This window comes from Massilia sp. KIM (genome assembly GCF_002007115.1).
Taxonomy (GTDB): Bacteria; Pseudomonadota; Gammaproteobacteria; order Burkholderiales; family Burkholderiaceae_D; genus Telluria.
Genome location: NZ_MVAD01000003.1, coordinates 52,854 through 65,649, shown reverse-complemented (window position 1 = coordinate 65,649; position 12,796 = coordinate 52,854). Strand labels below are relative to the sequence as shown.

Annotated in this window: 7 protein-coding genes; 3 read left to right on the top strand and 4 right to left on the bottom strand. The window is 69.1% G+C overall.

Features of this window, described 5'->3' with window-relative positions; all coding sequences use genetic code 11:
* Nucleotides 1-8: 8 nt before the first annotated feature.
* Both B0920_RS20555 and B0920_RS20550 read left to right on the top strand, forming a co-directional pair.
* Nucleotides 9-2,480 (top strand): family 20 glycosylhydrolase, encoded by a 2,472-nt coding sequence (locus B0920_RS20555; RefSeq protein WP_078034556.1) that lies wholly within the window; start codon nucleotides 9-11, stop codon nucleotides 2,478-2,480.
* The gene (locus B0920_RS20550) at nucleotides 2,477-3,814 is read left to right on the top strand and encodes an MFS transporter (protein ID WP_229455846.1); all 1,338 of its coding nucleotides are present in this window, start codon (nucleotides 2,477-2,479) and stop codon (nucleotides 3,812-3,814) included. Before B0920_RS20555 ends, B0920_RS20550 begins: the two co-directional genes overlap by 4 nt.
* On the opposite strand, the gene B0920_RS20545 is transcribed toward B0920_RS20550, so the two are convergent.
* The 3 genes from B0920_RS20545 to B0920_RS25710 form a co-directional block, all read right to left on the bottom strand.
* Complete coding sequence (locus B0920_RS20545) at nucleotides 3,801-4,718, bottom strand: AraC family transcriptional regulator (protein WP_078034554.1); 918 nt, start codon at nucleotides 4,716-4,718, stop codon at nucleotides 3,801-3,803. The two genes, B0920_RS20550 and B0920_RS20545, sit on opposite strands and share 14 nt — an antisense overlap.
* A 177-nt stretch (nucleotides 4,719-4,895) precedes the next feature.
* A complete protein-coding gene (locus B0920_RS26315) occupies nucleotides 4,896-10,211 on the bottom strand; it encodes a DUF4214 domain-containing protein (RefSeq protein WP_229455843.1) in 5,316 nt (1,771 codons plus the stop codon).
* Between the two features lie 71 nt (nucleotides 10,212-10,282).
* Nucleotides 10,283-10,453, bottom strand: coding sequence for a DUF2256 domain-containing protein (locus B0920_RS25710; protein WP_218669399.1), 171 nt, complete (start codon nucleotides 10,451-10,453; stop codon nucleotides 10,283-10,285).
* A 291-nt stretch (nucleotides 10,454-10,744) separates the two neighbouring features.
* On the opposite strand from B0920_RS25710, the gene B0920_RS20535 reads away from it, so the two are divergent.
* A complete protein-coding gene (locus tag B0920_RS20535) occupies nucleotides 10,745-11,983 on the top strand; it encodes a GGDEF domain-containing protein (RefSeq protein WP_229455841.1) in 1,239 nt (412 codons plus the stop codon).
* 63 nt (nucleotides 11,984-12,046) lie between these two features.
* Here the strand turns inward: B0920_RS20535 and B0920_RS20530 are convergent, their stop codons facing one another.
* Nucleotides 12,047-12,556, bottom strand: a complete 510-nt coding sequence (locus B0920_RS20530; protein WP_078034551.1) for a host attachment protein — start codon at nucleotides 12,554-12,556, stop codon at nucleotides 12,047-12,049.
* Between the last annotated feature and the right edge of the window lie 240 nt (nucleotides 12,557-12,796).

The following is a 12,796-nucleotide window of genomic DNA, read 5'->3' as shown; positions in this document are numbered from 1 at the left end:
CACATCCAATGAAGCCGATCCCTGAGCCATCCTCGCGCCCCGGCGCGGCGCCGGTCGCCGTGTCCTGGGAATGCCTGACCAATACCGCGCGCGACGACCGTTTCCGCGCGCGCCTGGTGCTGGCCAATGTGTCCGACGCCGCCATCGCCCCCGGCTGGCGCCTGTATTTCAACACCGCGCGCAAGCCGCTGGCCGCCAGCGCCACGCCCGGCTACGCGATCGAACACCTGAACGGCGACCTGTGCCGCCTGGGCATGCCGGACGGCGGCCCCTGGCTGCCCGGCCAGCGCCATGTGATCGACTACGATTGCCTGCACTGGGCGATCAGCGTCACCGACGCGCCGCTGGGCTTTCACCTGGTGACGGCCGAGGGAGAAGCGATCGACCTGGGCGACCCCCGCATCGCGCCCTTCGCCCGCCCCGAGCAGCGCATGCGCACCAGCTACGACCTGCTGCCGACCGAGGACGCGGCGCGGCGCCACCGCCGCAACGCCGGCCTGCGCCAGTTGCCGGAGGACGAGATCGGGCGCATCACGCCGCGCCCGGTCCACGCGCGCCTGGGCGGCGCCACCTGCCGCCTGTCGCCCGGCGCCCCGCTGGTGCACGACGCCTCCCTCGGCCGCGAGGCGGCGCTGCTGTCGGCCATGCTGGCCGCGTTGCCGGACGGTCCGCCGGGCGAGGCCGGGGTCGAGCTGCGGCTCGGCGCGGTGGCGCTCGAGGACCCCAGCGAGGAAGCCTACGAACTCGAGATCGGGGCGCGCCGCGTGTGCGTGCGCGGGCGCAGCGCCCACGGCGTCTTCAACGGCCTGCAGACCCTGGCCCAGCTGCTAGGGCCGGACGGCAGCCTGCCGCTCGGGCAGGTGCTGGACGCCCCGCGCTTTGCCTATCGCGGCATGATGCTCGACGTGGCGCGCCATTTTTCCAGCGTGGCCACGGTGCTGCGCCTGCTCGACTGCATGGCGGCCTACAAGCTCAACCGCTTCCATTTCCATCTCACCGACGACGAAGGCTGGCGCCTGGCGATCGCCGCGCTGCCCGAGCTGACCGCGATCGGCTCGCGCCGCGGCGTGGGCGCGTCCTGCCTGCCGCCCTCGTACGGCTCCGGCGCCCGCATCGAAGGCTCGGCCGGCACCGGCTTCTACAGCGCCGAGGAATTCGTCGCCATCCTGCGCCACGCCCACGCGCGCCACATCGAGGTGATCCCCGAGTTCAACATGCCCGGCCATGCGCGCGCCGCCGTGGTGGCGATGCGCGCCCGCTACGAGCGCCTGCTGGCGGCCGGAGACCGCGCCGGCGCCGAGGAATACCTGCTCAGCGATCCTGACGACCGCTCCGAGTACGAATCGGTCCAGCTCTGGCACGACAACGTGATCTGCATCGCGCTGCCCTCGGTCGACCGCTTCATCGATACCGTGGTCGGCGAGGTGTGCGCGCTCTACCGCGAGGCCGGCGCGCCGCTGCGCGTGATCCACACCGGCGGCGACGAAGTGCCGGCCGGGGCCTGGCTCGGCTCGCCCCTGTGCCGGGCCAAGATGGAGCGGGAGGGCTGGACCCGCATCGACCAGCTGCACGACGACTTCGTGGCGCGCTGCCGCGCCATCCTGGCGCGCCACGGCCTGGGCTTCGCCGGCTGGGAAGAGACCGCGCTGGTCGAGGTGACAGGGGAGGGCATGCGGCCCAATCCGCGCTTCGCCGGGCCGGACTTCCATGCCTACGTGTGGAACAACGCCTGGGGCTCGGGCCAGGAGGACTGCGCCTACCGCCTGGCCAACGCCGGCTACCGCGTGGTGCTGGCCAATGCCGCCAACCTGTATTTCGACCTGGCCTATGCCAAGCATCCCGAGGAGCCGGGCTATTACTGGGCCGGCTTCGTCGAGACCCGCCACGCATTCGCCTTCTGTCCGCTGGACGTGCGCGTGACCGCCGACCTCGATCCGCTCGGACGGCCGCTCGATCCGCGCGTGCTCGCCGCCATGCAGCCGCTCGACGCCGCGGGCAAGGAGCGCATCGCCGGCCTGCAGGGGCAGTTGTGGGGCGAGAACGCGGTCGACGCCGGCCGCATCGACTACCTGGCCTTGCCGCGCCTGATTGCGCTGGCCGAACGGGCCTGGTCGCCCGACCCCGGCTGGCAGCACGTCGCCGACGAGGCGCAGCGCGCCGCCGCCATCGAGCGCGACTGGAACGAATTCGCCAACCGCCTGGCGCGGCGCGAGCTGCCGCGCCTGGACCGCGCGCCCGAGCCCTACCGCTACCGCCTGCCGCCGCCCGGGGTGGCGCTGCAGGACGGCGCGGCCCACGCCAATGTCGCCCTGCCGGGCCTGGCCCTGCATTACACTGTCGACGGTTCCGAGCCGAGCGCGAGCGGGCCGCGCTACCAAGCGCCGGTGCCGCTGGCGCCGGGCAGCCGCTTCCGCATCGCCAGCTTCGACACCCGCGGGCGGCGCAGCCGCATCGTCAGCCTGATCCTGGATACGCCATGACCGCCATGCACGATACCTCGCCCCTCGGGGCGGACACGCCCTCCGCGACCGCCGCCGCGGCGGCGCCCCGCCGGCGCCACCCGCTGGCCTGGGTGCCGAGCCTCTACCTGGCCCAGGGCCTGCCCTTCTACGCCGTGGCCCTGGTGGCCGGCCAGATGCTCAAGAGCATGGGGGTGCCGAACGACCAGATCGCGCGCTGGACCGGCGCCATCGGCCTGGCCTGGGCCTTCAAGGCCTTGTGGAGTCCTTTCCTGGAACTGGCGCCCAGCAAGCGCCTGGCGGTGGTCGGCCTGCAGCTGCTGGGCGGCGCCAGCCTGGGCGCGGTCGCGCTGGCGCTGCAGCTGCCGGCCTGGTTCGCCGTCTGCATCGCCCTGCTGGCGGTGGTGGCGCTGGCGTCCAGCACCCACGACATCGTGGCCGACGGCATCTACATCGCCAACCTGAGCGCGCGCGAGCAGGCCGCCTACGCCGGCTGGCAGGGAGCCTTCTTCAACGCCGCCAAGTTCCTGTCGCTGGGCGGCCTCCTGATCCTGGCCGGCTACCTGGAAGACCGGATCGGCGCCGAACTGGCCTGGACCACGGTGTTCGCCCTGCTGGGCGGCCTGCTGGTGCTGCTCGGCCTCTACCACCTGCGCGCGCTGCCGGCGGGGCCGGGCGACCGCTCTGCCAGCCAGGGCGGGATGGGCGGGATCGCCGCCACTTTGGCGGACGTGATCCGCACCTTCTTCGCCAAGCCCGGGATCTGGGTGGCGATCCTGTTCATCATCCTTTTCCGCGCCGGGGAAGGGCAGATCCAGTCGATCGGCCCGCTGTTCCTGCGCGACGCGCGCGAAGTCGGGGGCCTGGGCCTGAGCACCGCCGAAGTGGGTTTCGCCTACGGCACCGTGGGCACCGCCGCCTTCCTGCTGGGCAGCATCGCGGGCGGCTATTTCACGGCCTGGCTGAGCCTGCGGCGCGCCATGCCCTGGCTGATCCTGGCCATGAACCTGCCCAACGCGGTGTTCTGGTACCTGAGCGAAGCCCAGCCCAGTTCGCTGGCCCTGATTTCCGGGGCCCTCGGGCTGGAAATGTTCGGCTATGGCTTCGGTTTCGTGGGCGTGACCCTGTTCATCATGCAGGTGGTGGCCAGCGGCCGCTACCAGACCGCCCACTATGCGCTGGGCACCGGCTTCATGCAGCTCGGCTTCGTGCTGTTCAAGGTGGTGAGCGGCGACATCCAGGGCGCCCTGGGCTACCGCAACTTCTTCCTGTGGGTGCTGGTGGCGGCGCTGCCGGTGCTGGTGCTGAGCCGCTTCATGCGGATGACGCCCGCCGAGGCGCCTAGCGCTTCTTGATCGGCAGGGCCAGCCAGCCCTGCCACTGGCCGGCCCGCGGCCCATCGGCCGCTTCGCGCGCCACCTTCTGGATGTGGGGACGGGTGCTGTCCAGGCGCCACACGGCCTGGCGGTCCAGCCAGTCCTCGTACATGGAGCGAAAGCGCGGCCACTCCTGGCTGAATTCCAGCACCGCGTAGGTGCCGGCCGGCAGCACGCGCATCCCGAGCTGGGGCTCGGGCGCCTCGCTGGCGAAGCCGAAGTCGTAGCAGTATTCGCGCTCGCCGGTGAAGCCGGGGTCTTCGTCGAACACCCCGTACCAGGGCGTGCCGGGAGCCATGCCGGCGCGCTCGCGCTCGCAGATGAAGCTGTTGCAGGCGACCGAGAGCGCGGTGCCGGACTGGCCGAAGAAGCGCTGGTAGCGCAGGGCCACCGCCGGCAGCTGGCGCACGGCGATGCGCGCCGCGATGCTGCCCGGCTCGGGCGGGCTGTAGGGGGCGAGGATCACTTCCAGGTTGTCCGGCTCGGCGACGAAGAAGCTGACGTCGCTCTCGCGCCCGACCTGGGCGTCCATGTATTCGCGCCAGCCGCCGTCGCGCCAGTTCTTGGCCGACATCCCGAACTGCTGCTTGAAGGCCTTGGCGAAGGCGGCGTTGCAGGGAAAGCCGCAGTCCTGGGCGATGCGCCCGACCGCCACGTCCGGCTCGTGGCGCAGCAGGTGGGCGGCGCGCCGCAGGCGGCGCTTGCGCTGGTATTCGACGGCTGAAAAGCCGGTCAGTTCGCGGAAGATGCGGTCGAAGTGGAAGCTCGAATAGCTGGCCGAGGCGGCCAGGCTGTCGAGCGGCAGCGGGTCCGCGACCGAGTCGAGCATCAGGTCCATCACCTCGTACAGGCGCGAGACGCGGGTCGGCACCTTGGTGGTCATGCCGTTTCCCTGCCGGGAGACCGGGACGTTGCGGGCGGGTGAGGGGCGGGACAGCGGAACATCGTGTGGACGCATTGACTGAACTGCATCGATTATGCGGCCAAATGGAATGTCGTGGCGAAATAACTGAGGCGGCAACACAACAGTCCGTGTTGTGTTGCCGCTAACATACGCCGGCTAGCCGCCGTAGGGCTGGTAGGCAATGCCGTTCGCGATCAGCTGGGCGGTGCCGTTCTGGTTCTCGACGCTTTCGCTGAAGGCGACCAGCAGTCCGGTCAGGTCGGTCTCTCCCTTGGTCAGGCGTTCCAGCCAGTAGTCGTAGCCGGCCTGCTCGGGCGCGCGGTGCAGGATGTTCTGGTACAGCCGCATGACGATCTCCTCGTTGGCGGGCGCGCTGCCGTACAGGTCGCGGAACTCGCGCGAGCCCGCGAACCCTGCGGCCACCGTGGCCAGGCTGGCGCCGCCGTCCATGGCGGCGATCCAGAAGCCCAGCCCACCCTCGTCGGGGCTGCGGTCGAAGGCGGCGCGGTAGATGCGGTAGGCCTGGCCGGCCACGCCCTCGGTGTCGAGGGCCAGGTTGCCATCGGCGAAACGCAGGCGCTCGACCTCGTCCACGCGGTCGACGCCGTCGTGTACGCCGCCGCGCAGGTGGGCCACCATCGTGCCGAAGGTGATCTGCTGCAGGACGTAGTCGGCGCGCCTGCCATCGAAGATCGCGGTGTCCAGTCCGGCGCCGCCGAGCAGCTGGTCGTTGCCGGCGCCGCCGCTCAGCAGGTCCCGGCCTGCGCCGCCCACCAGCAGGTCGTTGTCGGCCGTGCCCGCGATCCGCTCGCCGCCGTCGCCGGCCCGGCGCTCCACCCCGGGCTTGAGCACGGTGTCCGGCAGATAGCCATAGCGCATGTTATCCGGCGTCAGCTGGGAAATCGCGACGTTCTTGAGGGTGACCAGGTCGCTGAAGCCGTGGAAGGCCTCTTTCGCGTCGCGGTCGAACTGCACCACGGTGTCGGCGCCGCGCTGCTCGACACGGATGTAGCCGGCGCTGAAGGGCGAGGCCTGGTGGTAGCGGATGATCCCGAACACGTCGAGCACGTCGCCGCCCGCGCCGGTCCGGAAATCTTCGATCGTGACCGTGCTGCTGCCATCCGGCTGTCCGGTCAGGACGAAGGTGTCGCTGCCGGCGCCGCCGGTCAGCTTGACGGCGGCGGCGGTCTGGGGGCCGATGCCGACGCTCAGCCTGTCGTTTCCCTCGCCGCCGTCGAGCTGCGCGAGTTGTCCGCGACCCTGGACCGGGTAGGGATGGCCGCTGACGGCCAGGCTGTCGTCGCCGGTCCCGCCCAGCAGGACGTCGTCGCCCCAGGTGCTGACCAGGGTGTCGTTGCCGGCGCCGCCTTCGAGGCGGTCGTGGCCGGTGCGGTCGCCGTTCCATGGCAGCAGCCAGGGTTCCCCGGCGACGATGTCGATCAGGTCGCCATTCAGCAGGTCGTCGCCGTCCCCGCCTTGCAGCAGATCGTCGCCCATCGCGCCGATCAGCGTGTCGTTGCCGGCGCCGCCGTCGAGGCGGTCGTTCAGCCAGCCGCCCGCCATGCGCTCGCCTGCGGCGCCGCCAGTGGCGATCAGCCCGGTGCTGGAACCGTCGGGATTGAAGTGATGCACGAAGTTGGCGGCGGTGAGCTGGGGCAGGGTGGTGTCCTTGAGGACGATGGCGTCATCGAAACTGCCGCCATCGGCGGAACGCACGCGCAGCACGGTATCCGCGCCGCGTTGCTCCAGACGCAGGCTGGCGCCGGGCGCGAACGGGTTGCCGGCCGGACCGCTGACCAGCGCCGACACGTTCAGCAGATCGCCGCCGGCGCCGGCGGCGAAGTCGGTGATGGTCAGGATGCCGCCAGGCAGGCGCGACTCCAGCAGGTAGGTGTCGACCCCGGCGCCGCCGGCGGCGATCACGTTCAGCGTGGAGCCGACACTGCCCTGCATCAGCTGGACCAGGTCGTTGCCGGCGCCGCCGCTCACCTGGTACCGCGCGCTGTCGCGGCCGTAGCCGCTGTTCACGCGGATCCTGTCGTCGCCGCTTCCACCGTCCAGCAGGCCACTGCCCGCGGTGGCGTCGAGGATATCATTGCCGCCTTCGCCGAACAGGCTGACGGACCCGCCCGACCTGACGTAGAGCTGGTCCCTGCCATCGCCGCCCCACATCTGGTCGTCGCCGCTCTCGTCGCGCAGCAGATCGTCGCCATCGCCGCCGCGCAACAGGTCATTGCCGGCGCCGCCACGCAACTCATCGGCCCCTGCGCCGCCGTCGAGCTGGTCGTCGCCGTTGCCGCCGTCGAGGATGTCGGCATCGCCCTCGCCGTAGAGCTGGTCCTTGCCCTCATTGCCGATCAGGATGTCGGCGCCCCCTCCGCCCCGCAGGAGGTCGTCGAGCGGACCGCCGGTCAGCATGTCCTTGCCCGGCCCACCGGTGAGGGTTTGACCCGTGGCCGAGCCGTCCGGCTGCAGGCCGCCCACGAAGTTGGCGCTGGTGAAGGCGCTCACCACGGTATTCTCGAATGCGATACGGGTGGCGAAGGACTCGCCGTTTGCCGCGCCATCGGTGTCGATCTGGAGCAGCACGCGGCTGCCGTCCTGGACCAGCCTGGCATAGCCGGCGCCGAAGGGATTGTCCTGCGGGCGATCGCTCAGCATCGGATAGATCTCGACCAGGTCGCCACCAGCGCCGGTCTGGAAGTCTTCGACGACGAGGCTGAATCCTGTGGCTTCGCTGGTCGTGCCGTGGGTATCGCTTCCCGCCCCGCCACGCGCGCGCACCAGCAGCACCTGATTCAGCAGGTTCTGTCCCACGAAGATCACACGATCGTCCCCGGAGCCCGCGTCGATGTCCATCGACGCGCCTTGTCTCAGGGAGCCGATGTAGACTTCGATCCGGTCATTGCCGTTGCCGCCCACGACGCGGCTCACGGCCGCCGCGCCGGCGCCGATCGTGTCATCGCCGTCGCCGCCATCCAGCAGCGAGCCGGCGCCATTCGCATAGCCGTTATGGCCGGGATTGGAGAGCTGGTCGTTGCCGGCGCCGCCACGCATGACGTTGGCTCCGCTGTCGTCGCTCAATACGTCATCGCCGTCGCCGCCATCGAGCAGGTCCTTGCCGTCGCCGCCTTCCAGCCTGTCCACCCCGGCATCGCCGTAGAGCTGATCGTCGTCCTCGTCGCCACGCAACTGGTCGTTACCGGCGCCGCCACGGATCGTATCCTTGCCCAAGCCGCCCGAGATGGTATCGCCGGCGCCGGCCAGGCTCTCGTCGCCCCCGTTCAGGACGTCGTTGCCGGCACGACCCTGGATGCGGTCAGCGCCGTCGCCGCCGTCGATGATGTCGTCGAGCGCGTCGCCGTCCAGGATATCGTTGCCGGCGGTGCCGGTCAGGCGCACGCCGCCGCTGGCCCCGCTGGGATCGTAGCCACCCACGAAATGCGCGCTGCCCAGCGTCGCGGCGGCGACATTCCTGAGCAGGAGCACAGGCGCGAAGCCATGGACCGAGCCTGCGGCGCCGTCGCGGTCGACCTCGACGCGGGTGTCGGCGCCGTCCTGAACCAGCCGCAGGTAGCCGCTGGCGCCGAAGGCATTGCCCGACAGGGCAAGCGGAAGGACGCCTTTCAGGTCCAGCTTGTCATCCGCGGAAAAGTCGGTGATCGCCAGCTTCAGGTTGGTGGCCGAGATGGCGAACACGTCCGCGCCTGCGCCGCCGCTCAGGTTGATGTTCACCTCACCCATGATCATGTTAACGCGCAGCAGATCGTTGCCGGCTCCGCCGTCGAGCGTCACGGTGCGCGGGCCCGCGGTGCCGTAGCCGTCGGCGAACAGTTCGTCGTTGCCGTCGCCACCGCGCAGCGTATCGGCGCCTTCGCCGCCGCGCAGATAATCGTCGCCAGCGCCGCCTTCGAGCAGGTTGGTCCCGGGGTGGGTCGCATATAAGGTGTCCTTGCCATCGCCTCCGCGCAGGATATTGTTGCCCTGGTCGCCGAACAGGGTGTCGTTGCCGTCACCGCCTTCGATGGTGTCGTTCCCCGCGCCGCCCTCGATCCTGTCGTTGCCCGCCAGGCCAAGGATGGTGTCGTCCAGGCTGCCGCCGCGCAGGGTGTCGTTGCCGTTCGTGCCGGTGAGGCTGAGTCCAGTGGTGCTGCCCCGGGGATCGTAGCCGCCGGTGAAATTCGCGCTGGTTAGCTGCTCCGGCGCCACGCCGGTCAGACGCAGCAGGGTGACGTAAGGGGACTGGGCGGTCTCGCGCATCTGCAGCAGGGTGTCGCCTCCCGCAGCCAGCAGTCGCAGGCGGCCGTCGGTGAAGGGATTGCCGCCCGCGCGCATGATCCACAGCTCGCGAACATCGATCTGTTCGCCTTCTGCGCCGGCCACGAAATCGCTCAGCACCACGGCCGTGTCGCGGGCGCCGCTGGTAGGCGCCTTCAGCACGAAGCTGTCGCTGCCGGCGCCGCCGCTCACCGTGGCCTTGGACTGCAGGTAGAATTGCAGTTCGATCCGGTCCATGCCGCCACCGCCGCTGATCGTGGTGGCGGCCGCCTCGGACAGGTCGACAGCGTACAGGTCGACCTCGATGGCATCGTCGCCGTCGCCACCCTTGTAATCGACGCCGGCGAAGCCTTCCATCCTGTCGTTGCCGGCGCCGCCGTCCATGCTGCCCGTCGCCTGACTGTCGCTCTTCAGCACGTCGTCGCCTTCGCCGCCCAGGAGGATATTGTCACCACGGTCTGCATACAGCGTGTCGTTGCCGGCGCCGCCATCGACCAGGTCGTTGCCGTTGCCGCCCCTTAGGTGATCGTTGCCACTGCCGCCGTAGAGCCGGTCGTCGCCGTCCTCGCCTTCAAGGTAGTCATTGCCGTCGTTGCCTTCGACGAGGTCGTCACCGGCGCCGCCGTAGAGACGATCACCGGTGCTGCCCACTTCCGCGACCTCGTCGCCTCCGCGCAGTGTGTCGTTTCCGCCCCAGCCGTACACACTATCCTCGCCGCCCGCGGCATCGACCGTGTCGGCCAAGTCACTGCCGTTGACGATCTCGTCGCTGCTGTTGCCGCTGTAGTGCAGTGCTACCGGGCTCAGCCCGGATTGGAAGCTGAACGAGAGGGAGGAGCCTGGCCGCACGGCATTGCCGTCCAGGTCGCGGATGGCGTCGGCGCTGATCTCGATCCGGTAATTGGTGGCATAGGCAAGGCGCATGGGCAGTGTGAAGCTCAGCGTTGCGCCGTCCACCTTCACCTTGGGATTGCCCGTCAGGTTTTCGGAGAACAGGATGCCGTCCGGGCCGCGTACGAGGAGGGTGCCGCCAACGACCTGGATCGGCTCGCTGAACGTGAAGACGAAGGGCGCGTCGGCGGGATGGCGGTCTGCCGGCGCGCTGAGGATCAGGGGAGGGCCTTCGGCAGCGGCGGCGCCGCTCAGATTGCCCTGAAAGTGCAGCGACCCGGGCGAGAAAAATGTCTGTGGCATGGTCAGCAGAGGATTTTGCATATGGGCACTATCTGCCAACTCGACCATGGCGTCCATACACCGCCGCGATTTCATGCACGGCGCGTGGAACCCGCCTGTGGCGCAGGCCCGAGCCGCCGGCAGCGCTCCGAGCAATACTTGACCTGCTCCCAGTCGCGTTCCCACTTCTTGCGCCAGGTAAACGGCAAGCCACAGCATGCGCATATCTTGGTCGGAAGCGCCGACTTCTTACGCATTTTCATGGTTCGCATCCGTTGATGAGAGGGGGCCATGATGCCATGCATGCCGAGCTAGCCATGATCGGCGTCGAAAAATGCCACACAGAAACTCTTTGTGCTCACTTAGGTATTCAACGCGGTTTCTCTTGCGTTCATCTGCATTGATCGGCATGCTTCTACAGCGCACGGAGGCTCCTCCGAAAGCATGATGACGAAAGCCGATCAGACATGACAAGTGAAGCACCGCTTTACAGGAACCGCGTACTGCTGTTGTCGCAGAACTTCTTTATCAAAGATAACCATGCTGAGCTGCAGTTGCACGCGCATAAGTACGATTTCGACTTCCGTTTCTTCAGTGAGCTGAGCAAGTTCGTCGCGGCGATCGAGGGCGACACCGGCAGCAGCCTGTTCGTGATCGATCTCGACGCCCTGCACAACATGCAGTCCGACCTGGGCGACAGCCGCAAGACCCTGATGCTGGGCGAGCTCTTGCAGCGTCTGCCTTCCAGCCAGAGCTATGTCTACCTGCAGTCGGCGCGCCAGGGAGAGCGTTTCCTGCTGCAGCAGCGCCTGGTCGACAGCAATTGCCTGGCCTACGCGGAAAAGCCGATCGCCAACGACATGCTGGTCGACAAGCTGTTCACTCTGTTCGTCCAGAAAAAACGCGGCGACCTGTTGCGCCTGGTCTGCCTGGGCGAGGCCGCCGCCCTCGACGCCGCCGCGCTGGCGGCCGAGCAGGTCGAGGTGATCCTCCATGCCGACCCGATGACCCTGCACCTGAAGGTGAAGGAAGTCCAGCCCGAGATCGTCCTGATCGGCGACCTCGAGTACGAGCGCAGCGAGGCCCTGGTGCGCGTGCTCAAGAAAAACATCGAAGCCGATCCGGTGCGCGAAATCCTCTTGCTGCAGCGCCGCGCCGATCCCGGCCTGGCCGGGCGCGCGCTCGGCAGCGGCTTCGACGCCCTGGTGCAGGGGCCCGAGCCCGCGCTGGTGACGGCACAGCTGGTCAACCGCGCCAGCAAGATCCGGGTCAACCGCGACCTGATCGGCAAGGACCGCGCCACCGGCCTGCTCAACAAGGTGGGGCTGCAGAAGAAGACCCGGGAACTGATCCGCCAGGCCGGGCGCGAGGGGCGGGTGCTGGCCCTGGGCGTGGTCGACATCGACAAGTTCAAGACCATCAACGACACCTGGGGCCACCACTTCGGCGACATCGTCATCAAGCGCCTGTCGCTGACCCTGGCCAGCCACATGGAAGAGGGCGACCTGCTGAGCCGCTTCGGCGGCGAGGAATTCGTGGTGGTGCTGCGCGACTGCACGCTCGACGGCGCCTGGCGGCGCCTGGACGCGATGCGCCGCGCCTTCGGCGCCATTCCTTTCGAAGTCGGCCCCGGCGATCTGCGCCACTTCTCCTTCAGCGGCGGGCTGGCCGCCTACCCGGAATACCGCAGCGAGAACGAACTCTTCCTGCGCGCCGACGCCATGCTCTACCAGGCCAAGGAATCCGGCCGCAACCGCATCTGCCACGGCCCGGTCGCGGCCACCGGCACCTGAACCGGGCGGCGCCACGAAAAAGGGCCAGCCCGCAGGCTGGCCCTGGGCCGGCAGCGCGCCGCCCTAGCCGTTGGCTTTCTCCTGCTGGGTCTGCAACTGCTGGCGCAGTTCCTGCGCGTTGCAGTGAGTATAGTCCTTGTTGAATTCGGACTTGATCAGGGCCTTGACCTGCGGGTCGACGTTGGCGCGCAGGGTGCCGAGGAATTGCGGCGAGGCCGAGATCACCAGGCGCTGGTAGCGGCCCTGCTGGTGCGCTTCCAGCAGATAGTGGGAGACGTCCTTGGCGAACTTCTCGGCTTCGTGCTCGGCGGGCGTCTGGGCCGGCTGGTACTGCTTGTTGGGCGCGCCGGCCTTGGCGTTGTGGGCGAAGCCCGCCGCCTCGTTGCCGCCGATGTTGTGGCTGCTGCCGGCGGCCGCGGTCGGCCCCAGCCGGTCGGTGACGGTCTCGGTCGTGCGCATGCGCATGACGGAATTGACCATGTCTTCGACTTCCTGCAACGGTTCGGCGGGACCGGTATCGGCGAAGATGCGCGCACGGCCCGCATTGGCCGCGATGATCCAGGTTGTTGGCATGCTACCCCCTGTCTGTGTTGAGTCGTGGATGTTGTTCTGCTTTGCGGCAAGACCGCGCGAGCTGCACGGCCGAGCCCGTACAACCCACACCGGGCTTGCGCCGGTGCGGGCGATGGCGCAGTATAGTCCGGGCGCAGAAAGCCCGGCGCACCGGCGGCACGCCTGAGCCGCCGCTGCCGGCGGTGCGAACCGCCGACGCGGTGCAAGGTCATAGTAGGCGTGACGCCTTACCAGGAGAGA

Bases quoted from the DNA above. Each gene is read 5' to 3' on its own strand.
- B0920_RS20555 (WP_078034556.1), top strand. From the start codon at position 9: ATGAAGCCGATCCCTGAGCCATCCTCGCGCCCCGGCGCGGCGCCGGTC.
- B0920_RS20550 (WP_229455846.1), top strand. From the start codon at position 2,477: ATGACCGCCATGCACGATACCTCGCCCCTCGGGGCGGACACGCCCTCC.
- B0920_RS20545 (WP_078034554.1), bottom strand. From the start codon at position 4,718: ATGACCACCAAGGTGCCGACCCGCGTCTCGCGCCTGTACGAGGTGATG.
- B0920_RS26315 (WP_229455843.1), bottom strand. From the start codon at position 10,211: ATGCCACAGACATTTTTCTCGCCCGGGTCGCTGCACTTTCAGGGCAAT.
- B0920_RS25710 (WP_218669399.1), bottom strand. From the start codon at position 10,453: ATGAAAATGCGTAAGAAGTCGGCGCTTCCGACCAAGATATGCGCATGC.
- B0920_RS20530 (WP_078034551.1), bottom strand. From the start codon at position 12,556: ATGCCAACAACCTGGATCATCGCGGCCAATGCGGGCCGTGCGCGCATC.